Here is a 22,710-nt window from a genome sequence, read left to right on the forward strand (position 1 = left end):
GAATTACTTAACCGCGTCTTTCAGTGCTTTACCAGAAACAAATGCCGGTACGTTAGCTGCGGCAATTTTGATTTCTTTACCGGTCTGCGGGTTGCGGCCAGTGCGCTCAGCACGGTGGTTCACTTTGAAGGTACCGAAACCAACCAGTTGTACAGCATCGCCTTCTTTCAGAGACTCAGTAATAGCAGCCAGAGTGGATTCCAGAGCAGCTTTAGCCTGTGTTTTAGACAGTTCTGCTTTGTCTGCAATTACATCAATCAGTTGAGTCTTGTTCATAAGTTATCCTTACAATGTGTTTATCGCTTGCTAAGCATCGAGTGCGACGGAAATGCCAGAAAAGCACTCTCCTGCATACACGCACCGATAGCCACTTTTTTTCGCCCCCCAAATGTAGACCAGACCGGGGGCGGATGGGAAGCCTTCAGGCACGACAAATCAGGCGTTAAATCACGTTTTATGGTGTCATTGCTGAAAATTTATACCAATATTGCTCTCGCCAGCCTCGCGCAGGTCTGCACGAAGCCCTTTTATCAGCTCAATATCGCGTTCTTCACAGTCGGCTAAAAGTCGGAAAATTTCCCACTGAATATCCCATTCTTGCTCAACGGCCGGGTTCTCTTTGAGCTCTTCATCGGTCATTTCGCGACCAGCCTGGGTCATTTCCAACATCGCCACCGTCGTAATCGAAGCCTTACTAACCTCAATTGCATGTTCCAGCGTTTCACCGCTAAGACGCGAATGCATCAGTTCGCTTAATGCCACACAGGCATCAATCGCCGGATAAACGCCGTACAGATCGTAATCGTCTGCTGAAGGAATAGCCTCTTCAAATTTTTCCAACTGGCTATCGAAATTGATTTTCGCGTCTTTAACCGTCAGCGCTTCCCAAATCAAATCCAGAATTCGGCGGTAAATTTGTCCATCGCCAAATTCGGTTTGCTTACAGAACATGGCGTAGTTGGGGTACATGCGTTCGCACAGACAGGCCATAAACGTGACGTGCTGCCAGCTTTCCAGCTTCTCCAGACGCAGGTGAATCGGATTTTGTAACATGATGAGTTCTCAAATACGGAAATTAGCGGCAGTTTACCCGATATGGGGCGTTTTTGCTGCAAGCCGCGTAAAAGCAGGGCGTTCGGATGCCACCGCATCTGCCCAGCGTGTTGGTTCCGGCAGACGATAGCCGTTCATACAGCGTTGTACCCACGCTAACGCGCTGTCCTGGCTCACGCGATGGCCCGTAGAGATAAACAGCGGGTTACAGCGTGCTTTGCTGCGCCAAACCCATGCCAGCTGTTCACCTTTATCCAACAACGGCGCTAACGCTCCGGGTTCGGCGGCGAGCGGCTCAAACTTGCCGCACAACCGTTTTTTCGCCACGCCAATCGTCGGGACATCCACCAGCAGGCCAAAATGGCTGGCCACGCCCAGACGGCGAGGGTGAGAGATCCCGTGACCGTCAACGAACAGCAGATCAGGCTTGTGCGAAAGCTGCTGCCAGGCGGCCATCAGCGCGGGTGTTTCGCGAAAGGAGAGAAAGCCAGGAATGTAGGGCATGGTGGTGGCGATTCGCGCCACCTTGTATTCAACCAGTTCCAGCGAGGGGTACTTCAGTAAGACCACCGCGGCTCGCGTCACTTCGCCCCCCTGCTCGAACCCAACATCCGCCCCGCCGATCAGATCCGGCGGATCGCTCCTCAGGCGATCCTCGCGGATCACTGAAGAGGCCAGTTCAAGCTGCTGTGCGCGTAATGACGCAAGATCCATAATGACTCCTTAGCGGTGGTACTGTTCAGACAACCGATGTACCGCCTCCACAAAGACACCCGCATGCTCTGGCGGGACATCCTGATGAATGCCGTGGCCCAGGTTAAAGACATGGCCTTCACCCTTACCAAAACCGGCCAGAATCGTCGCCACCTCTTCTTCGATGCGGGCTGGCGGCGCATACAGCATGGACGGATCCATATTGCCCTGCAGTGCCACTTTATGACCTACACGACGACGCGCATCGGCAATGTCAGTGGTCCAGTCCAGACCTAACGCATCACAGCCGGTTTCCGCCATCGCTTCCAACCACTGACCACCGCCTTTGGTGAACAGCGTCACCGGTACGCGACGACCTTCGTTCTCGCGCATCAGGCCGTCGACGATTTTGTGCATGTAGTACAGGGAGAACTGCTGATAGTCGCGACCGGTCAGCACACCGCCCCAGGTGTCGAAAATCATTACCGACTGCGCGCCCGCTTTGATCTGCGCGTTCAGGTACAGAGTGACGCTCTTCGCCAGCTTATCAAGCAGCAGATGCAGCGCCTTTGGATCGGCGTACATCATCTTTTTAATCACGGTGAAGGCCTTACTACTGCCGCCTTCGACCATATAGGTCGCCAGTGTCCACGGGCTACCGGAGAAGCCGATCAGCGGCACTTCGCCTTTCAGTTCACGGCGGATAGTGCGCACCGCATTCATCACATAACCCAGTCCATCTTCCGGGTCCGGGATCGGCAGTTTGTCGACGTCAGCCTTGCTGACGATCGGTGAGGTAAAGCGTGGGCCCTCTCCGGCTTCAAAATACAGCCCAAGTCCCATCGCATCGGGAATCGTCAGGATATCCGAAAAGAGGATCGCCGCATCAAGCTTATAGCGACGCAGCGGCTGCAGCGTGACTTCGCAGGCCAGCTCGGCATTTTTGCACAGCGCCATAAAATCGCCCGCTTCGGCGCGCGTGGCTTTATATTCCGGTAGATAGCGGCCCGCCTGGCGCATCATCCATACCGGAGTGACATCAACGGGTTGGCGCAGCAGCGCACGCAGATAACGATCGTTCTTCAGTTCGGTCATTTTTCCATTCCTTGAGCTATTTCACGCCAGTGTAACATGTGTGTCACTCATACTCTGCCCGGCAGAGGGCGGCAGTATCTTCAATCAATCGACGCGCGACGGTGCCCGGCGGGGGCAGGAGCGGTAAATCGTCGTAGCGATACCAGTTCGCTTCCAGCAGTTCCTTCGGGTCAATAACAATTTCGCCGCTATCATACTCCGCCATAAATGCGGTCATCAAAGACTGTGGGAACGGCCACGGCTGAGAAGTGACGTAGCGCAGGTTTTTTACCTTAATGCCGCTCTCTTCCATGACTTCGCGCGCCACCGCCTGCTCGAGGGTCTCGCCCACTTCGACAAAACCCGCCAGCACGGTATGCACGCCGTTACGATGGCGAACATGTTGGGCAAGCAGGATAGCGTCGTCACGGCGAATAGCGACGATAATGCAGGGGGCAATTTGCGGGTAGTAGCGTTCTCGACAGTGGCTACACAGCATCGCCCATTCCGTTTTACTCGGGTGCATGGGATGACCGCAGTAACCGCAGAATTTATGTGAGCGGTAGAACTCGGCCAGTTGTACACCGCGTCCGGCCAGTTGAAACAGGCCAACATCCTGGTCAATGACCTGGCGCACAGACCCCATATCGTGCCGACGCTGCTGCTGCACCAGCCAGACCGTCTCCCCTTCCCATTCGCCTATAGGAAGTGCGCGCTGCCCGGTCAGATCAAAACTTGCTGCGTCGCCGTAAGGTAGTTCGCCATGAGGCAACCATAACTTTTGCTCATGACTGACAATCCACCAGCCGCTATCTAATTTTTCAATTATACGATCCATATCTCTTGCGCAACCTTTGCTTCACAGGCATGTTGTTTACATTATTTTTACATTTACGGGTGAGCCGTTCCTAAACACCATCTTGCGGAGTCAATCATGCTAAACCAGCTGGAAAGCCTGACGGAGCACGTCGGAGGAAGTAACAAACTGGTTGATCGCTGGCTACATGTACGTAAGCACCTGCTCGTGGCTTACTACAATCTGGTTGGCATTAAGCCAGGCAAAGAATCGTACATGCGGCTCAATGAAAAGGCGCTGGATGATTTTTGCCAGAGCCTGGTCGATTACCTTTCCACCGGACACTTCAGTATTTATGAACGTATTCTCCATAAATTGGAAGGGAACGGGCAGCTTTTAAAAGCCACAAAAATTTGGCCGCTCCTGGAAGCCAATACGCAACTGATCATGGACTACTATGATTCCAGTCTGGAGACCGCCATTGATCACGATAACTTCCTTGAATTTCAACAGGCCTTATCGGATATCGGCGAGGCGCTGGAAGCCCGGTTCGTGCTGGAAGATAAGCTGATCATGCTGGTTTTTGATGCGATGCACGAGAGTGGCATGATCAAACGTCCTGCTTGAGATTTGCGACATTAACGCGTAATTTACATTCATTACCTCTTTTTGAGGTTACTTCTTGTCGGAGTGCTTATTTTCCACAGCAGCATGAGTGGAAAAGGCTGAGACCGTTAATTCGGGATCCGCGGAACCTGATCAGGTTAAAACCTGCGAAGGGAACAAGAGTCAATCTACAACCGTATCGCCCTTTGGCGTTCGTCTCTCTTGCTTCATCCGTCGTCTGACAAGCCATATCCTTACTTTTATTTGGAATGAGCTATGTCTGCCACTACTAAACCATCACGCCGCGAACAACGCGCCCAAGCCCAACACTTTATCGACACGCTGGAAGGTACCGCCTTTCCTAACTCAAAACGTATCTACATCACCGGTTCGCAGGCGGATATTCGCATCCCGATGCGCGAAATCCAGCTAAGTCCTACGCTGATTGGTGGTACGAAAGACAACCCGCAGTTTGAAGAGAACGAAGCCGTGCCGGTGTACGACACCTCCGGGCCGTACGGCGATCCTGATGTGGCGATTAACGTTCAGCAGGGTCTGGCAAAACTGCGCCAGCCATGGATTGCGGCGCGTAACGATAGCGAAGAATTAGACGACCGTAGCTCCGCTTATACCAAAGAACGTCTGGCCGACGATGGCCTGGACGAGCTGCGTTTCAGCGGCCTGCTGACGCCAAAACGCGCCAAAGCCGGCAAGCGCGTTACCCAGTTGCACTATGCCCGTCAGGGGATGGTTACCCCGGAGATGGAATTTATCGCCATCCGTGAAAACATGGGCCGCGAGCGCATTCGTAGTGAAGTGCTGCGCCATCAGCATCCAGGGATGAACTTTGGCGCTCGCCTGCCGGAAAACATCACCCCGGAATTCGTGCGTGATGAAGTCGCTGCGGGCCGCGCGATTATTCCTGCCAACATCAACCACCCGGAATCCGAGCCGATGATCATCGGCCGCAACTTCCTGGTGAAGGTGAACGCCAACATCGGTAACTCGGCGGTAACCTCCTCCATTGAAGAAGAGGTGGAGAAGCTGGTGTGGTCGACCCGCTGGGGCGCAGATACGGTGATGGACCTCTCCACCGGCCGCTATATTCACGAAACCCGCGAGTGGATCCTGCGTAACAGCCCGGTGCCGATCGGTACCGTACCGATCTACCAGGCGCTGGAGAAGGTTAACGGGATCGCTGAAGATCTCACCTGGGAAGCCTTCCGCGACACGCTGCTCGAACAAGCCGAACAGGGCGTCGACTACTTCACCATTCACGCGGGCGTACTGCTGCGCTACGTGCCGATGACCGCCAAACGCCTGACAGGTATTGTCTCGCGCGGCGGTTCGATCATGGCGAAATGGTGTCTCTCTCATCACAAAGAGAACTTCCTGTTTGAACATTTCCGCGAGATTTGCGAAATCTGTGCCGCCTATGACGTTTCGCTCTCTCTCGGCGACGGCCTGCGTCCAGGCTCGATTCAGGATGCCAACGACGAGGCGCAGTTCTCCGAGCTGCATACGCTGGGCGAACTGACCAAAATCGCCTGGGAATACGACGTGCAGGTGATGATTGAAGGCCCGGGTCATGTGCCGATGCATATGATCCAGCGCAATATGACCGAAGAGCTGGAGCACTGCCATGAAGCGCCGTTCTACACCTTAGGGCCGTTGACGACAGATATCGCGCCGGGCTATGACCACTTCACCTCCGGCATTGGTGCGGCGATGATCGGCTGGTTTGGCTGTGCGATGCTGTGCTACGTCACGCCAAAAGAGCACCTTGGCCTGCCGAACAAAGAAGACGTGAAGCAAGGGCTGATTACCTACAAGATTGCCGCCCACGCCGCTGATTTAGCCAAAGGCCATCCGGGTGCGCAGATCCGCGATAACGCCATGTCGAAAGCGCGCTTCGAATTCCGCTGGGAAGACCAGTTTAACCTCGCACTCGACCCATTCACCGCCCGCGCCTATCACGATGAAACCCTGCCACAGGAGTCCGGCAAGGTTGCCCACTTCTGCTCCATGTGCGGGCCGAAGTTCTGCTCGATGAAAATCAGCCAGGAGGTCCGCGACTACGCCGCCGCACAAACCATTGAAATCGGAATGGCGGATATGTCGGAGAACTTCCGCGCCAAAGGCGGCGAAATCTACCTCAAAAAAGAGGAGGCGTGATGTACCAGCCTGATTTCCCGACCGTGCCGTTCCGCCTCGGGCTTTACCCGGTGGTAGACAGCGTTGAATGGATTGAATGCTTGCTGCAGGCAGGTGTGCGCACGATCCAACTGCGCATTAAAGATAAACGTAATGAAGAGGTCGAAGCCGACGTCATTGCCGCCATTGAGTTGGGGCGTCGCTATGATGCTCGCCTGTTTATCAACGATTACTGGAGTCTGGCAATTAAGCACAACGCGTACGGCGTGCATCTGGGCCAGGAAGACCTCGAAACCACCGACCTGAAGGCGATTCAGGCGGCGGGGCTACGCCTGGGTGTTTCCACTCACGATGATATGGAGATAGACGTAGCGCTGGCTGCTAAGCCTTCTTATATCGCGTTGGGTCATGTCTTCCCGACGCAAACCAAGCAGATGCCGTCGGCCCCGCAGGGTCTCACGCAGCTGGCAAGCCATAGTAAACGACTGGCGGATTACCCCACTGTCGCTATCGGCGGCATCAGCCTTGAGCGCGCCCCAGCGGTGCTGGCGACCGGCGTTGGCAGCATTGCCGTGGTCAGCGCCATAACCCACGCCGCAGACTGGCAAGCAGCCACGGCGCAGCTATTGGACATTGCGGGAGCCGGCGATGAATGACCGCGATTTTATGCGCTACAGCCGCCAGATCCTGCTCGGCGACATTGCCATTGAGGGCCAACAAAAGCTGCTCGATAGCCATGTGCTGATCGTCGGTTTAGGTGGGCTCGGCTCGCCTGCGGCACTGTATCTGGCGGGAGCGGGCGTCGGCACGCTGACGTTGGCGGACGATGATGACGTTCATCTGAGCAACCTGCAGCGGCAAATATTGTTCACCACCGATGATATCGCCCGCCCGAAAGCACAGGCGGCAAAGCGACATCTGGCACGCCTTAATCCAGACAGCGAGCTGGTCGTCCTTGAGCAGCGGCTGACCGGTGAGGCGCTCCGGCATGCGGTAGCGCGTGCCGACGTGGTGCTCGACTGTACCGACAACATGGCGACGCGCCAGGAAATTAACGCCGCCTGCGTGATGCTCAACACTCCGCTCATCACCGCCAGCGCTGTGGGCTTTGGCGGCCAGCTAATGGTACTGACGCCACCGTGGGAACAAGGCTGTTACCGTTGCCTGTGGCCGGATGATGTAGAGCCGGAACGCAACTGCCGCACCGCCGGCATCGTCGGCCCGGTTGTGGGCGTGATGGGCACCTTGCAGGCGCTGGAGGCGATTAAATTACTCAGCGGCATTGAAACTCCCAATGGAGAGCTACGCCTGTTCGACGGTAAAACCAGCCAGTGGCGCAGCCTCGCGCTGCGTCGTGCCAGCGGCTGCCCGGTCTGCGGAGGACAACATGCAGATTCAGTTCAATGATGAGCCGATGCAGTGCGCCGAGGGACAAACCGTCAGCGGGCTGCTCACTGCGCTAAATCAACTTAAACCGGGAGCGGCGCTGGCGCTCAATCAGCAGATCCTGCCGCGCGAGCAGTGGGAGCAGCAAATCGTGCAGGAAGGCGACCAGATCCTGCTTTTTCAGGTTATTGCAGGGGGTTGATATGTTACGTATTGCCGACAAAACGTTTGATTCACATCTGTTCACCGGCACCGGAAAATTTGCTTCGTCGCAGCTGATGGTCGAGGCGATTCGCGCCTCCGGCAGCCAACTGGTGACGCTGGCGATGAAGCGCGTGGATTTGCGCCAGCACAACGATGCCATTCTGGCCCCACTTATCGACGCGGGGGTGACGCTACTGCCTAACACCTCTGGGGCGAAAACCGCGGAAGAGGCTATTTTCGCCGCCCAGTTGGCACGTGAAGCGCTGGGCACAAACTGGCTAAAATTAGAAATCCACCCGGACGCCCGCTGGCTATTGCCGGATCCGATTGAAACGTTAAAAGCCGCGGAAGCATTGGTGAAACAGGGCTTTGTGGTGCTGCCCTACTGCGGCGCGGATCCGGTGCTGTGTAAGCGGCTGGAAGAGGTCGGCTGCGCGGCGGTAATGCCGCTCGGCGCGCCCATCGGTTCTAATCAGGGACTGGAAACGAAAGCGATGCTGGAGATTATTATCCAACAGGCAACCGTACCGGTGGTGGTTGATGCGGGTATCGGCGTCCCCAGCCACGCCACACAGGCGCTGGAAATGGGTGCCGACGCAGTGCTGGTCAACACGGCAATCGCCGTGGCCGACTGCCCGGTCACGATGGCTACCGCCTTCCGTCTGGCGGTTGAAGCGGGCCTTCTGGCGCGCCAGGCGGTACCAGGAAGCAAAAGTTCGCAGGCAAGCGCCACCAGCCCGTTAACCGGATTCCTGGAGGCCTTCGTATGAAAACGTTCAGCGACCGCTGGCGCCAGCTTGACTGGGATGACATCCGCCTGCGTATCAACGGTAAAACCGCCGCTGACGTGGAGCACGCCCTCAACGCTTCACAGCTTAGTCGCGACGATCTGATGGCGTTGCTCTCCCCTGCCGCCGCCGACTTTCTGGAGCCGTTGGCACAGCGAGCGCAGCGCCTGACCCGGCAGCGCTTCGGCAACACGGTCAGCTTTTATGTTCCGCTGTATCTCTCGAATCTTTGCGCCAACGACTGCACCTACTGCGGCTTTTCCATGAGCAACCGTATCAAACGCAAAACGCTGGACGAAGATGAGATAAAACGAGAGTGTACCGCTATCCGTGAGCTGGGTTTTGAGCATCTGTTGTTGGTCACCGGTGAACATCAGGCAAAAGTCGGAATGGATTACTTTCGTCGCCATTTGCCCACCATTCGCCGCCAGTTTGCCTCATTGCAGATGGAAGTTCAGCCGCTGTCAGAGGCTGAATATGCGGAGCTGAAGACGCTGGGACTGGATGGCGTGATGGTGTATCAGGAGAGCTATCATGAGGCGATTTACGCTCGCCACCATCTGAAGGGGAAAAAGCAGGATTTCTTCTGGCGACTGGAAACGCCGGACAGGCTGGGCCGCGCAGGGATCGACAAAATCGGTCTTGGCGCGTTGATTGGTTTGTCCGACAGCTGGCGGGTCGATTGCTATATGGTGGCTGAACATCTGCTGTGGATGCAGCAGCATTACTGGCAGAGCCGCTACTCCATCTCCTTCCCTCGCCTGCGCCCATGCACCGGTGGCGTTGAACCCGCATCGATCATGGACGAGCGACAGTTGGTCCAAACCATTTGCGCGTTTCGTTTACTGGCGCCAGAAATTGAGCTGTCGCTCTCCACCCGCGAATCACCATGGTTCCGTGATCATGTGATCCCGCTGGCGATCAACAACGTCAGCGCCTTCTCAAAAACACAGCCCGGCGGTTATGCCGATAACCATCCTGAACTGGAACAGTTCTCCCCACACGACGCCCGTCGCCCAGAAGCCGTTGCTGAAGCACTAATGGCGCAGGGGTTACAGCCCGTGTGGAAGGACTGGGACAGCTATCTGGGACGCGCTTCGCAGATGCCGTAAGTCCGGAGCAATCGCATAAAACGAAAAAACCCGCTTTCGCGGGTTTTTCTTCACTGTCACTTAACTGCTCAGGCTCTGGCCTTCATCGCTATCGTAAGCATTAGTGAAATTATCGGCGATTACAGCGCGACAACGTTAACAGCAGACGGGCCTTTAGCGCCATTCTCCACAGAGAACTCCACTTTTTGACCTTCGTCTAATGTTTTAAAATCGTTACTCTGGATAGCAGAGAAATGCACAAACACGTCCTTGCTACCGTCCTGAGGAGTGATAAAGCCGAAGCCTTTCTCAGAGTTAAACCATTTTACTAAACCAGTCATTTTGTTAGACATAGATACTTCCTTTCATATTTTGAGCCGCTTAAGCAGCGAAGATGGCCTGTTTTGCAGAAATTAACTTATGGGGCACTTAGGGAGGAGGCTCATGAAGAAGAGTATCTGAGGATAACGCTTGAACTGAGAACTGCTTTACTAAAACTGCTTTCATAAGGTCTGTGTATCAAACCGATGTCGCTATAGTAGACTTACTTCTAATCAATAAGCAAGCATTAATTTATTTAATAATCGATTAGCGCCGAAATGTTACACCATCGCGGTTGAGCATTTCAGGTAACAACTTGATCTAAAATGAACAAAAGCCCTGACCATTGCAGTCAGGGCTTTAAGTTACTACACACTTCAAATTTAACATTAATAAACTTAACGATTTAATACTGCTGATGGTACTACTTTAAAATGTACACGTTTACTACAGATAATATTGGATATTGATACTAACTAAAACCGTCCTCTATTTACCGTTAAACACATTCCACCCGCTTGATAATAGAACTCAAGGCTGGTGACCTAAACAAGTACACTTCCCCTCGCGACATATACTCTTTGATGCGTTGCCTTATTTCCCTTGCGATAACCAGAAAACAGAAACCGCAAACATTTACTATTAAATCATGGCGTTACATCGTCGCGTTTTACTAACTATTTGCGATTAGATATATCAACTACGTGGCCTGAAAGCATTGTCGAGGTGAATAAATAGCGTTTTCAGCATCGACTATCCCATACAAAAATACTTCGTGGCCTTTATCGCAACCCCCAATCAAGCTCTACTAACACTTACTACGTTAACAGCAAACTACAATTTCTCCGCTGTTAAGTATTAACATACGGGTTTAAAAAACGCTGTCAATACTGTTTTTTATAACATGTCTTTATTAACAGTGATTATATATTCCTGCATATGATAAATGGGTCAACAATCGCCAAATCAGGGCCAGATCGTAGGGTTGAGCCTCTTTTTGTAACCGGTTTCAGAAAAAGTGACTTTCTTTGTGATGCCTTGCACACAATCGTTGCAAAGCAGTTGTTGCTGCGGCTGGCTCGCGATAATTATCAACCCACACATGTTGATCGAGACTGCTTATGAAAAACATCGTTTTATGCTGTGCCGCCGGAATGTCCACCAGCATGCTGGTGCAAAAGATGAAAGATGCCGCCCAGAAAAAAGGAGTCGACGTCACTATCAAAGCGGTCCCGGTGGCTGAGTTTGAAGAGAATATCGCCACTGCGGATATCGTATTGCTCGGCCCACAGGTTAAGTATGAACAGGCCAAGCTGCAGGCGCTCGCCAACCCGCTAGGAAAAAAAGTCGCCGTTATCGATATGATGGATTACGGCATGATGAAAGGCGATGCGGTACTGGACAAAGCGCTGAAACTATTGGAGTGATGGCATGGAAGAGTTAGAAACGATCATCATGGAATTATTGGTAAACGCCGGAGCTGCGCGCAGTCAAGCCCTGACGGCGTTGCAACTGGCGCGTAAAGGTGATTTCGCCGGGGCAGAACACGCGATGATGGAATCTCGCGAGTATGTTAAACAAGCGCATAAAATCCAGACCCAACTGATCGGAATTGACGAAGGTACCGGCAAACTACCGGTTAATCTCATCACCGTCCATTCCCAGGACCACCTGATGAATGCCATGGTGATTCAGGATCTGGCAGGCGATATGATTGAACTGTATCGACGCTTGCCACCAGTAAACTGATCGGATGGCGTAAGCCGTAGGCCTCATAAGCCTGGCGTCATCATGCCGGATGGCAGCTGATGCCTTATCCGATCAACATAATACATCTTAAATCCATCGACATAAAAAAACCCGCCGAAGCGGGTTTTTTATTAGTGTCAGCAACGATTAATCGTTGTCAGAACCGCCCAGGCCTGCGTTCAGCAGTTCTGCCAGGCTGGCAGACGCATCTTCAGCAGTCACCTGCGGAGCAGCTGGCAGTTCGCCCGCTGCGCGGCGGCGCATACGATCCTGGTGGTACGCATAACCGGTACCCGCCGGGATCAGACGACCCACGATAACGTTCTCTTTCAGACCGCGCAGTTCATCACGCTTACCTGCAACAGCGGCTTCGGTCAGGACACGCGTGGTTTCCTGGAACGATGCTGCAGAGATGAAGGACTCGGTTGCCAGAGACGCTTTGGTGATACCCAGCAGATCGCGGGAGAATGTTGCACCCACTTTGCCGTTCGCTTCCAGATCGCGGTTAGCAATCTTGACGCGGGAGTATTCAACCTGCTCGCCTTCCAGGAAGTCGGAGCTACCAGCGCTTTCGATGGTGGCTTTACGCAGCATCTGACGAACGATAACTTCGATGTGCTTATCGTTAATCTTAACGCCCTGCAGACGGTATACGTCCTGAACTTCGTTAACGATATAACGAGTTACAGCATGCACACCACGCAGACGCAGGATGTCGTGCGGCGCTTCCGGACCGTCGGAAACAACGTCACCACGTTCTACACGTTCACCTTCGAACACGTTGAGCTGACGCCATTTCGGAATCATCTCTTCGTACGGCTCGCTACCGTCTACCGGGGTGATAACCAGACGACGTTTACCTTTGGTTTCTTTACCGAAGGAAATGATGCCGCTGATTTCAGCCAGGATTGCCGGCTCTTTCGGACGACGTGCTTCGAACAGGTCCGCAACGCGCGGCAGACCACCGGTAATATCCTTGGTACCGCCGGATTCCTGCGGAACACGCGCCAGGGTGTCACCAGAACTGATCTGTACGCCATCTTCCAGCTGAACAATCGCTTTACCCGGCAGGAAGTACTGAGCAGGCATATCGGTGCCTGGGATCAGAACGTCGTTGCCCTGAGCATCAACAATTTTCAGTGCCGGACGCAGGTCTTTACCACCCGCAGTACGTTCTGCAGAATCCAGAACCACCAGAGAAGACAGACCGGTCAGCTCGTCGGTCTGACGAGTAATGGTCTGGCCGTCGATCATGTCAGTGAAGCGGACGAAACCACTCACTTCGGTGATAACCGGCATGGTGTGCGGATCCCAGTTCGCTACGGTTTCGCCGCCAGCAACCTGTTCGCCATCACCTTTCGCCATAACGGAGCCGTAAGGCACTTTATAGCTTTCTTTGGTACGGCCGAATTCGTCGATCAGTTTCAGTTCGGTGTTACGTGAGGTGATAACCAGTTTACCGCTGGAGTTAACAACCGACTTCGCATTGCTCAGACGGATGCTACCTTTGTTTTTCACCTGGATGCTGGATTCAGCAGCCGCACGAGATGCCGCACCACCGATGTGGAACGTACGCATCGTCAGCTGTGTACCCGGTTCACCGATGGACTGCGCCGCGATAACGCCGATTGCTTCACCTTTATTGATGATGTGGCCACGCGCCAGGTCACGACCATAGCAGTGCGCACATACACCAAAGTCGGTGTCACAGGATACAACGGAACGGACTTTGACGGAGTCAACGGAGTTCTCTTCCAGCAGGTCACACCACTGTTCGTGCAGCAGCGTGTTGCGTGGAACCAGAATATCCGCCGTACCCGGCTTCAGAACGTCTTCAGCAGTCACACGACCCAGAACGCGATCGCGCAGCGGTTCTTTAACGTCACCACCCTCGATAACCGGGGTCATGGTGATGCCTTCCAGCGTGCCGCAATCGTCTTCAGTAACAACCAAGTCCTGCGCAACGTCAACCAGACGACGAGTCAGATAACCGGAGTTCGCTGTTTTCAGTGCGGTATCCGCCAGACCTTTACGAGCACCGTGAGTAGAGATGAAGTACTGGAGTACGTTCAGACCTTCACGGAAGTTCGCGGTGATTGGCGTTTCGATGATGGAGCCATCTGGCTTAGCCATCAGACCACGCATACCAGCCAGCTGACGAATCTGTGCTGCAGAACCACGCGCACCGGAGTCGGCCATCATGTAGATGCTGTTGAAGGAAACCTGCTGCTCTTCTACGCCGTCACGGTTAATCACGGTTTCGGTTTGCAGGTTATCCATCATCGCTTTGGATACACGATCGTTCGCCGCAGCCCAGATATCGATAACTTTGTTATAACGTTCGCCCGCGGTTACCAGACCAGACTGGAACTGCTCCTGGATCTCAGCAACTTCAGCTTCCGCTTCAGAGATGATCTCGTGTTTCTTCTCTGGGATGACCATGTCATCAATACCAACAGATGCACCTGAACGCGCTGCATAAGCAAAGCCGGTGTACATTGTCTGGTCAGCGAAGATAACGGTCGGCTTCAGGCCCAGAATGCGGTAACAGGTGTTCAGCATTTTGGAGATTGCTTTCTTGCCCAGCGCCTGGTTGACGATGGAGAAAGGCAGACCTTTCGGTACGATCATCCACAGAATGGCGCGACCAACGGTCGTGTCTTTCAGGCTGGTGTGCGCAACGAATTCGCCGTTTTCATCTTTTTCGTATTCAGTGATACGCACTTTAACGCGCGCATGCAGAGAGGCCAGACCTGCGCGATAGATACGCTCAGCTTCTTTCGGGCCAGTCAGCACCATGCCTTCGCCTTTGGCGTTAACACAGTCACGGGTCATGTAGTACAGACCCAATACAACGTCCTGAGACGGAACGATGATAGGTTCGCCGTTCGCCGGAGACAGGATGTTGTTGGTAGACATCATCAGCGCACGCGCTTCCAGCTGGGCTTCCAGCGTCAGCGGTACGTGAACAGCCATCTGGTCACCATCGAAGTCGGCGTTATATGCCGCACAAACCAGCGGGTGCAGCTGGATAGCTTTACCTTCGATCAGTACCGGTTCAAATGCCTGGATACCCAGACGGTGCAGGGTTGGTGCACGGTTCAGCAGTACCGGGTGTTCGCGGATAACTTCGTCCAGGATATCCCAAACGACAGCTTCTTCACGCTCAACCATTTTCTTAGCGGCTTTGATGGTAGTGGCCAGGCCACGCAGTTCCAGCTTGCCGTAAATAAACGGTTTGAACAGTTCCAGTGCCATTTTCTTCGGCAGACCGCACTGATGCAGACGCAGGTATGGACCTACGGTGATTACAGAACGACCGGAGTAGTCAACACGCTTACCGAGCAGGTTCTGACGGAAACGACCCTGTTTACCTTTGATCATATCGGCCAAAGATTTCAGAGGACGTTTGTTAGAACCGGTGATCGCACGACCACGACGACCGTTATCCAGCAGGGCGTCAACCGCTTCCTGCAGCATACGTTTTTCGTTACGTACGATGATGTCCGGCGCAGCCAGATCCAGCAGACGTTTCAAACGGTTGTTACGGTTGATCACGCGACGGTACAGATCGTTCAGATCTGATGTTGCGAAACGACCACCATCCAGCGGAACCAGCGGACGCAGATCTGGCGGCAGAACCGGCAGAACGGTCAGGATCATCCACTCTGGCTTGTTGCCAGACTGTACGAATGCTTCCAGCAGTTTGATACGTTTGGTCAGCTTCTTACGCTTGGTTTCGGAGTTGGTTTCGTTCAGCTCTTCGCGCAGAGTTTCGCACTCTTGCTCCAGATCCATGCTCTTCAGCAGGGCCTGGATTGCTTCCGCACCCATCTTCGCGTCGAATTCGTCACCGAACTCTTCCAGCGCGTCCAGATACTGCTCTTCAGTCAGGATCTGTTGACGTTCCAGGTTAGTCATACCGCCTTCGATAACCACATAAGATTCGAAGTACAGTACGCGTTCGATATCGCGCAGCGGCATATCGAGCAGCAGACCGATACGGGACGGCAGAGATTTCAGGAACCAGATGTGAGCGGTCGGAGACGCCAGCTCGATGTGGCCCATACGCTCACGGCGTACTTTAGTCTGGGTCACTTCAACGCCGCACTTCTCACAGATCACACCGCGGTGTTTCAGGCGCTTGTACTTACCGCACAGGCACTCATAGTCTTTTACCGGCCCAAAGATACGGGCGCAGAAAAGGCCGTCACGTTCAGGTTTGAACGTACGGTAGTTGATGGTTTCCGGCTTCTTAACTTCACCGAAAGACCATGAACGGATCATGTCTGGCGAGGCCAGAGCAATTTTGATCGCATCAAACTCTTCGGTTTTAGTCTGCGCTTTCAGAAACTTTAATAAATCTTTCACGGATTTGCTCCCGTCGGAGTTAGCACAATCTGGCGCTGGCTGTTACGCCAGCACCAGTGACCTGTTTGATCGAGAGTTACTCGTCTTCCAGCTCGATGTTGATACCCAGCGAACGAATCTCTTTCAACAGTACGTTGAAGGATTCCGGCATGCCTGGTTCCATCTGATGGTTGCCGTCCACGATGTTTTTATACATCTTAGTACGACCGTTCACGTCATCAGACTTAACGGTGAGCATTTCCTGCAGGGTGTATGCCGCGCCGTATGCTTCAAGCGCCCACACTTCCATCTCCCCGAAGCGCTGACCACCGAACTGAGCCTTACCACCCAGCGGCTGCTGAGTAACCAGGCTGTAAGAACCGGTAGAACGCGCATGCATCTTGTCATCAACCAGGTGGTTCAGTTTCAGCATGTACATGTAGCCAACGGTAACCTGGCGCTCGAACTGCTCACCGGTACGACCGTCGAACAGTGTGATCTGACCGGAAGTCGGCAGGCCACCCAGCTGTAACAGTTCCTTGATTTCAGACTCTTTCGCACCGTCGAACACCGGCGTTGCGATCGGCATACCTTTTTTCAGGTTTTCAGCCAGACGCAGAACTTCTTCATCGCTGAAGGTATTCAGGTCAACTTTCTGACGAACATCTGAACCCAGATCGTAAGCACGCTGGATGAATTCGCGCAGTTTCGCGACTTCCTGCTGCTGTTTCAGCATGGCGTTGATCTTATCGCCAATACCTTTCGCAGCCATACCCAGGTGGGTTTCAAGGATCTGACCGATGTTCATACGCGATGGTACGCCCAGCGGGTTCAACACGATATCTACCGGCGTACCGTTAGCATCGTGTGGCATATCTTCGATCGGGTTGATCTTAGAGATTACACCCTTGTTACCGTGACGACCTGCCATCTTATCACCAGGCTGGATCCGACGTTTAACCGCCAGATAAACCTTAACAATCTTCAGCACGCCCGGTGCCAGATCGTCGCCCTGAGTGATTTTACGGCGTTTCGCTTCGAGTTTTTTCTCGAACTCGTGTTTCAGTTCGTCGTACTGCTCAGCCAGTTGTTCCAGCTGATTTTGTTTCTCTTCGTCGGTCAGGCCGAGTTCTAACCAGCGATCGCGCGGCAGTTTGTCGAGCTTCTCAGCTTCAACACCACCGGAAACCAGCACAGCGTAGATACGGCTGAACAGGCCAGCTTCGAGGATTTGCAGTTCTTCAGACAGGTCTTTTTTCGCCTGCTTCAGCTGCATCTCTTCGATTTCCAGCGCACGTTTGTCTTTTTCTACGCCATCGCGAGTAAAGACCTGAACGTCGATAATCGTACCGGAAACACCGTTTGGCACGCGCAGAGAAGAATCTTTAACGTCAGACGCTTTCTCACCGAAGATCGCACGCAGCAGCTTCTCTTCTGGCGTCAGCTGGGTTTCACCTTTCGGCGTTACCTTACCAACCAGAATATCGCCACCGGTTACTTCCGCGCCGATATAAACGATACCGGATTCATCCAGTTTGGAGAGCGCAGCTTCACCCACGTTCGGGATGTCAGCGGTGATCTCTTCCGGCCCCAGCTTGGTGTCACGGGACACACATGCCAGTTCCTGAATGTGGATGGTGGTGAAACGGTCTTCCTGGACAACACGCTCAGATACGAGGATGGAGTCTTCGAAGTTGTAACCATTCCATGGCATGAATGCCACGCGCATGTTCTGACCGAGCGCCAGTTCACCGAGATCGGTGGACGGACCGTCTGCCAGCACATCACCACGTTCAACCGGCTCGCCCAGAGATACGCAAGGCATCTGGTTGATACAGGTGTTCTGGTTAGAACGGGTGTATTTGGTCAGGTTATAAATGTCGATACCTGCTTCGCCCGGGTACATCTCGTCTTCGTTAACTTTGATAACGATACGGGAAGCATCCACGTACTGGACGGTACCGCCACGTTTAGCAACTGCGGTAACACCGGAGTCGACGGCAACAGCACGTTCCATACCGGTACCAACCAGCGGCTTATCAGCACGCAGAGTCGGAACCGCCTGACGTTGCATGTTCGCACCCATCAATGCACGGTTGGCGTCATCGTGTTCCAGGAACGGGATCAGGGACGCACCGACGGATACCACCTGCTGGGTGGATACGTCCATGTAGTCAACCTGGTCACGGCTGAACAAGCTGGATTCGCCTTTGCTACGGCAGGTAACCAGATCTTCTACAAAGTGGCCTTCGTCATCCAGGTTGGAGTTCGCCTGAGCGATAACATAGTTGCCTTCTTCGATAGCTGACAGGTAATGAATTTCGTCAGTTACAACACCGTCGGTCACTTTACGGTACGGAGTCTCGAGGAAGCCGTATTCGTTAGTCTGTGCGTACACAGACAAGGAGTTGATCAGACCGATGTTCGGACCTTCAGGCGTTTCGATTGGACATACGCGACCGTAGTGAGTCGGGTGTACGTCTCGAACTTCGAAGCCTGCGCGTTCACGGGTCAAACCGCCTGGGCCGAGTGCAGAGATACGACGTTTGTGCGTAATCTCAGACAGCGGGTTGTTCTGGTCCATAAACTGAGACAGCTGGCTGGAACCAAAGAACTCTTTCACTGCTGCAGAAATCGGCTTAGCGTTGATCATATCCTGAGGCATCAGGGTATCCAGATCGCCCAGAGACAGACGCTCTTTCACCGCACGCTCAACACGTACCAGGCCAACGCGGAACTGGTTTTCCGCCATTTCGCCTACGGAACGGATACGACGGTTACCGAGGTGGTCGATATCATCGACTTCGCCTTTACCGTTACGGATATCGATGAGCTTCTTCATCACTTCGATGATGTCATCTTTGCTCAGGATACCGGAACCTTCGATTTCGTCGCGCAGCAGAGAACGGTTGAACTTCATACGACCAACCGCAGACAGGTCATAGCGGTCTTCGGAGAAGAACAGGTTCTCGAACAGGCTTTCAGCAGCTTCACGCGTCGGCGGCTCACCAGGGCGCATCATGCGGTAGATTTCTACCAGCGCGCTCAGACGATCGTTGGTTGGGTCGACACGTACAGTTTCAGAAATGTACGGACCGTGGTCCAGATCGTTGGTGAACAGCGTTTCGATACGCTTGTGGCCAGACTGGCTCAGCTTAGCCAGCAGATCCAGACTCAGCTCCATGTTAGCTGCGCAGATCAGCTCGCCAGTAGATTCGTCAACGTAGTCTTTAGCCGCAACTTTACCAGCAATGTATTCAACCGGAACTTCGATATGTTTGATATCGTCTTTTTCCAGTTGGCGAATGTGGCGCGCAGTGATGCGACGGCCTTTTTCGACGTAGACTTTGCCGTTAGCTTCGATGTCAAAGGAGGCGGTTTCACCACGCAGGCGTTCCGGCACCAGTTCCATCTGCAGCTTGTTGTCACGAATTTCGAAAACAACTTTCTCAAAGAACAGGTCAAGGATCTGCTCAGTGGTGTAGTTCAGTGCACGCAGAATAATGGTCGCAGGCAGTTTACGGCGACGGTCAATACGTACGAACAGGTTGTCCTTCGGATCGAATTCGAAGTCCAGCCAGGAACCACGGTAAGGGATAATACGCGCGTTATACAGCACTTTACCCGAAGAGTGGGTTTTACCTTTGTCGGAGTCAAAAAAGACGCCAGGACTACGGTGCAGCTGAGAAACGATAACACGCTCAGTACCGTTGATAACAAAGGTACCGTTGTCTGTCATGAGCGGAATTTCGCCCATGTAGACTTCTTGTTCTTTAATGTCTTTTACGGTGCCTTCCGGCGCTTCGCGCTCGTAGATCACCAGGCGCAGTTTTACGCGCAGCGGTGCGGAATAGGTCACGCCACGGATCTGACATTCCTGAACGTCAAACACCGGTTCGCCAAGGCGGTAGCTGACGTATTGCAGCTCGGAATTACCGCTGTAGCTCTGAATCGGGAAAACGGAACGGAAAGCTGCTTCCAGACCATACTGCCCTTCAGGATCTTGCTCGATGAACTTCTGAAACGAGTCAAGCTGGATAGAAAGGAGATAAGGTATGTCCAACACTTGCGGACGTTTACCAAAATCCTTACGAATACGTTTTTTCTCGGTATAGGAGTAAACCATTAGGGTTCCTCAGCTCGCTGACAAGTCGACCCATCTGTCCGACGAAGGGACAGTTTGTGCAACACTATTTTGTTGACCGGAAAATCGAATACTTTCCGCAATGCCTGTTGCTATCACGCTTAAACCATTTCATTGCGATTTACACAGAACTGACGTTCTGTCGCAGTATATTAAGACGTCGATAGAAACAAGCATTGAAAGGCACAGCAGTAGTCAAACAGTGTGAAATGCTACTGGCGCCTTACAGCGCAAAAAGGCTGGTGACTAAAAAGTCACCAGCCATCAGCCTAATTTCTTAGGCTGCAACCAGAAAAGTTGGCTTATTTAACTTCAACTTCAGCGCCAGCTTCTTCCAGAGATTTTTTCAGTGCTTCTGCGTCGTCTTTGCTCACGCCTTCTTTCAGCGCAGCCGGTGCAGATTCTACCAGGTCTTTAGCTTCTTTCAGACCCAGGCCAGTTGCGCCACGTACTGCTTTGATAACAGCAACTTTGTTAGCGCCAGCAGCTTTCAGAATTACGTCGAATTCAGTTTTTTCTTCAGCAGCTTCAGCCGGGCCAGCAGCTACAGCTACAGCAGCAGCAGCAGAAACACCGAATTTTTCTTCCATTGCAGAAATCAGTTCTACAACGTCCATTACGGACATAGCGGATACTGCTTCAATGATTTGATCTTTAGTGATAGACATTTAAATTGTTCCTGAAAATCAGAATAAGTTTATACGTAAGCAGATGCTTTACAAAGATAACTGCGATTAAGCAGCTTCTTTCGCATCGCGTACAGCAGCCAGAGTACGAACCAGTTTGCCAGCCGAAGCTTCTTTCATGGTTGCCATCAGGCGTGCAATTGCTTCTTCGTAGGTCGGCAGAGTTGCCAGGCGATCGATATTCGATGCCGTAATCAACTCACCTTCAAAGGCTGCGGCTTTGACCTCAAATTTTGCATTCGCTTTCGCGAACTCTTTGAACAGACGAGCAGCAGCGCCCGGGTGTTCCATAGAGTATGCAATCAGGGTCGGACCAACAAACGTGTCTTTCAGGCACTCGAACTGAGTACCTTCAACGACGCGGCGCAGCAGGGTGTTACGAACAACACGCATGTATACGCCAGCTTCACGACCTGCTTTACGCAGTTCAGTCATTTTATCTACAGTTACGCCACGGGAATCCGCAACTACTGCAGACAGCGCGCCTTTGGCTACTTCGCTGACTTCAGCAACAATCGCTTGTTTGTCTTGAAGATTTAAAGCCATTAGCTTTGCTCCTGGATGTTTGCCGGAACTCATGTTCCGGAACTCACTTCACTCCCCCCAACGGAGAGAGCGTCTAAATACGGTGAGCAGAAACAAGCCAGAGTATCAGAAATAATCTTAGCGTTCTGTCACCGTCTACGCAGGGCATTAAGTTTCTTACGAAACACCTGCGGTCTTCGACGGAGGCCTGGATTAGGCCAGGCTCCAACGAACAAATCTTTTCTATCTGTCGTTATTCAATCTGTAGCGGCGTTGACTGCCTTGCCACAGCCTGAATATCTCGGATATACGTCTGCAATTAGCAGAATACGTGGGGGTAAGATTGTAGACAAAATCACCGCCCACGTAAAGGCGAAGATTAGTTCGCCACAGTCGCAGTCAGACCGGACTGATCAACGGCAACGCCAGCACCCATGGTGGTGGAGATGCTAACTTTCTTGATGTACACGCCTTTTGCCTGAGTCGGCTTTGCTTTTTTCAGCGCAACCAGCAGAGCTTCCAGGTTTTCTTTCAGTTTGTCAGCGTCAAAATCCACTTTACCGATGGTGGTGTGAATGATGCCGTTTTTGTCGTTACGGTAACGAACCTGACCAGCTTTAGCATTCTTAACAGCTTCAGCAACGTTAGGAGTTACAGTACCAACTTTCGGGTTTGGCATCAGGCCGCGCGGACCCAGAACCTGACCCAGCTGGCCAACAACGCGCATTGCATCCGGGGAAGCAATAACAACGTCAAAGTTCATTTCGCCTTTCTTGATCTGTTCAGCCAGATCTTCCATACCTACCAGCTCAGCGCCTGCAGCTTTAGCAGCTTCAGCGTTTGCACCCTGGGTAAATACGGCTACGCGAACGGAACGGCCAGTACCGTGCGGCAGTACAGTTGCACCACGTACGTTCTGGTCAGATTTACGAGCATCGATGCCGAGGTTAACAGCAACGTCCACGCTTTCTACGAATTTAGCAGTGGCCAGCTCTTTCAGCAGAGCGATAGCTTCGTTGATGTCATACTGCTTAGTAGCATCAACTTTGTCACGGATCACGGACATGCGCTTGGTCAGTTTAGCCATTTC

Annotated in this window: 20 protein-coding genes and 1 riboswitch; of the genes, 9 read left to right on the forward strand and 11 right to left on the reverse strand. The window is 53.0% G+C overall.

Going from position 1 to position 22,710, the window contains the following annotated elements; genetic code table 11:
* Window positions 1-3: 3 nt before the first annotated feature.
* The 5 genes from hupA to nudC form a co-directional block, all read right to left on the reverse strand.
* The gene (gene hupA, locus HV350_RS23265) at window positions 4-276 is read right to left on the reverse strand and encodes a nucleoid-associated protein HU-alpha (protein WP_001044509.1); all 273 of its coding nucleotides are present in this window, start codon (window positions 274-276) and stop codon (window positions 4-6) included.
* 186 nt (window positions 277-462) lie between these two features.
* Window positions 463-1,053, reverse strand: a complete 591-nt coding sequence (locus HV350_RS23270) for a YjaG family protein (RefSeq protein WP_003842015.1) — start codon at window positions 1,051-1,053, stop codon at window positions 463-465.
* 33 nt (window positions 1,054-1,086) lie between these two features.
* Window positions 1,087-1,767: a deoxyribonuclease V gene (gene nfi, locus HV350_RS23275; RefSeq protein ID WP_101701279.1), complete on the reverse strand. Its 681-nt coding sequence runs from the start codon at window positions 1,765-1,767 to the stop codon at window positions 1,087-1,089.
* A 9-nt stretch (window positions 1,768-1,776) separates the two neighbouring features.
* Complete coding sequence (gene hemE, locus HV350_RS23280) at window positions 1,777-2,841, reverse strand: uroporphyrinogen decarboxylase (protein ID WP_181629407.1); 1,065 nt, start codon at window positions 2,839-2,841, stop codon at window positions 1,777-1,779.
* 43 nt (window positions 2,842-2,884) lie between these two features.
* A complete protein-coding gene (gene nudC / locus HV350_RS23285) occupies window positions 2,885-3,658 on the reverse strand; it encodes an NAD(+) diphosphatase (RefSeq protein ID WP_181629408.1) in 774 nt (257 codons plus the stop codon).
* 96 nt (window positions 3,659-3,754) lie between these two features.
* Here nudC and HV350_RS23290 point away from each other — a divergent pair, with 96 nt between their 5' ends.
* The 7 genes from HV350_RS23290 (at window position 3,755) to thiH (ending at window position 9,866) form a co-directional block, all read left to right on the forward strand.
* Window positions 3,755-4,243, forward strand: a complete 489-nt coding sequence (locus tag HV350_RS23290) for an Rsd/AlgQ family anti-sigma factor (RefSeq protein WP_016155311.1) — start codon at window positions 3,755-3,757, stop codon at window positions 4,241-4,243.
* Window positions 4,244-4,292: 49 nt separating this feature from the next.
* Window positions 4,293-4,415, forward strand: a riboswitch (TPP riboswitch).
* A gap of 83 nt (window positions 4,416-4,498) precedes the next feature.
* Complete coding sequence (gene thiC / locus HV350_RS23295) at window positions 4,499-6,397, forward strand: phosphomethylpyrimidine synthase ThiC (RefSeq protein WP_016155310.1); 1,899 nt, start codon at window positions 4,499-4,501, stop codon at window positions 6,395-6,397.
* On the forward strand, window positions 6,397-7,032 hold the full coding sequence (gene thiE / locus HV350_RS23300; RefSeq protein WP_046276270.1) for a thiamine phosphate synthase: 636 nt from the start codon (window positions 6,397-6,399) through the stop codon (window positions 7,030-7,032). Before thiC ends, thiE begins: the two co-directional genes overlap by 1 nt.
* A complete protein-coding gene (locus tag HV350_RS23305; protein WP_016155308.1) occupies window positions 7,025-7,783 on the forward strand; it encodes a HesA/MoeB/ThiF family protein in 759 nt (252 codons plus the stop codon). The genes thiE and HV350_RS23305 overlap by 8 nt, the downstream gene beginning before the upstream one ends.
* Window positions 7,764-7,964 (forward strand): sulfur carrier protein ThiS, encoded by a 201-nt coding sequence (gene thiS / locus HV350_RS23310; RefSeq protein ID WP_016155307.1) that lies wholly within the window; start codon window positions 7,764-7,766, stop codon window positions 7,962-7,964. Before HV350_RS23305 ends, thiS begins: the two co-directional genes overlap by 20 nt.
* A gap of 1 nt (window position 7,965) precedes the next feature.
* A complete protein-coding gene (gene thiG / locus HV350_RS23315) occupies window positions 7,966-8,736 on the forward strand; it encodes a thiazole synthase (protein ID WP_016157944.1) in 771 nt (256 codons plus the stop codon).
* Window positions 8,733-9,866 (forward strand): 2-iminoacetate synthase ThiH, encoded by a 1,134-nt coding sequence (gene thiH, locus HV350_RS23320; protein ID WP_016157943.1) that lies wholly within the window; start codon window positions 8,733-8,735, stop codon window positions 9,864-9,866. Before thiG ends, thiH begins: the two co-directional genes overlap by 4 nt.
* Before the next feature lie 119 nt (window positions 9,867-9,985).
* Here the strand turns inward: thiH and HV350_RS23325 are convergent, their stop codons facing one another.
* Window positions 9,986-10,198 carry an RNA chaperone/antiterminator CspA gene (locus HV350_RS23325; protein WP_016155304.1) on the reverse strand — a complete coding sequence of 71 codons (213 nt, stop codon included), beginning with the start codon at window positions 10,196-10,198 and terminating at the stop codon, window positions 9,986-9,988.
* A 1,089-nt stretch (window positions 10,199-11,287) separates the two neighbouring features.
* Between HV350_RS23325 and HV350_RS23330 the strand changes: the two genes are divergently transcribed.
* Together HV350_RS23330 and HV350_RS23335 are read left to right on the forward strand one after the other, a co-directional pair.
* Window positions 11,288-11,593, forward strand: a complete 306-nt coding sequence (locus tag HV350_RS23330; protein WP_075849244.1) for a PTS sugar transporter subunit IIB — start codon at window positions 11,288-11,290, stop codon at window positions 11,591-11,593.
* A gap of 4 nt (window positions 11,594-11,597) precedes the next feature.
* Entirely contained in the window at window positions 11,598-11,915 is a 318-nt protein-coding gene (locus HV350_RS23335; protein WP_016155302.1) for a PTS lactose/cellobiose transporter subunit IIA, read from the forward strand.
* Window positions 11,916-12,062: 147 nt separating this feature from the next.
* Here the strand turns inward: HV350_RS23335 and rpoC are convergent, their stop codons facing one another.
* The 5 genes from rpoC to rplA all read right to left on the reverse strand — a co-directional run bounded on the left by rpoC (window position 12,063) and on the right by rplA (window position 22,707).
* Complete coding sequence (gene rpoC, locus HV350_RS23340; RefSeq protein WP_016155301.1) at window positions 12,063-16,286, reverse strand: DNA-directed RNA polymerase subunit beta'; 4,224 nt, start codon at window positions 16,284-16,286, stop codon at window positions 12,063-12,065.
* A gap of 76 nt (window positions 16,287-16,362) precedes the next feature.
* A complete protein-coding gene (rpoB, locus tag HV350_RS23345) occupies window positions 16,363-20,391 on the reverse strand; it encodes a DNA-directed RNA polymerase subunit beta (RefSeq protein WP_003033111.1) in 4,029 nt (1,342 codons plus the stop codon).
* Window positions 20,392-20,711: 320 nt separating this feature from the next.
* Window positions 20,712-21,077, reverse strand: coding sequence for a 50S ribosomal protein L7/L12 (rplL, locus tag HV350_RS23350; protein WP_000028882.1), 366 nt, complete (start codon window positions 21,075-21,077; stop codon window positions 20,712-20,714).
* Window positions 21,078-21,143: 66 nt separating this feature from the next.
* Entirely contained in the window at window positions 21,144-21,641 is a 498-nt protein-coding gene (rplJ, locus tag HV350_RS23355; protein WP_005132895.1) for a 50S ribosomal protein L10, read from the reverse strand.
* Between the two features lie 358 nt (window positions 21,642-21,999).
* A complete protein-coding gene (gene rplA, locus HV350_RS23360; protein WP_016155300.1) occupies window positions 22,000-22,707 on the reverse strand; it encodes a 50S ribosomal protein L1 in 708 nt (235 codons plus the stop codon).
* Between the last annotated feature and the right edge of the window lie 3 nt (window positions 22,708-22,710).

This window comes from Citrobacter sp. RHBSTW-01013 (genome assembly GCF_013781985.1).
Classification (GTDB): domain Bacteria; phylum Pseudomonadota; class Gammaproteobacteria; order Enterobacterales; family Enterobacteriaceae; genus Citrobacter; species Citrobacter braakii.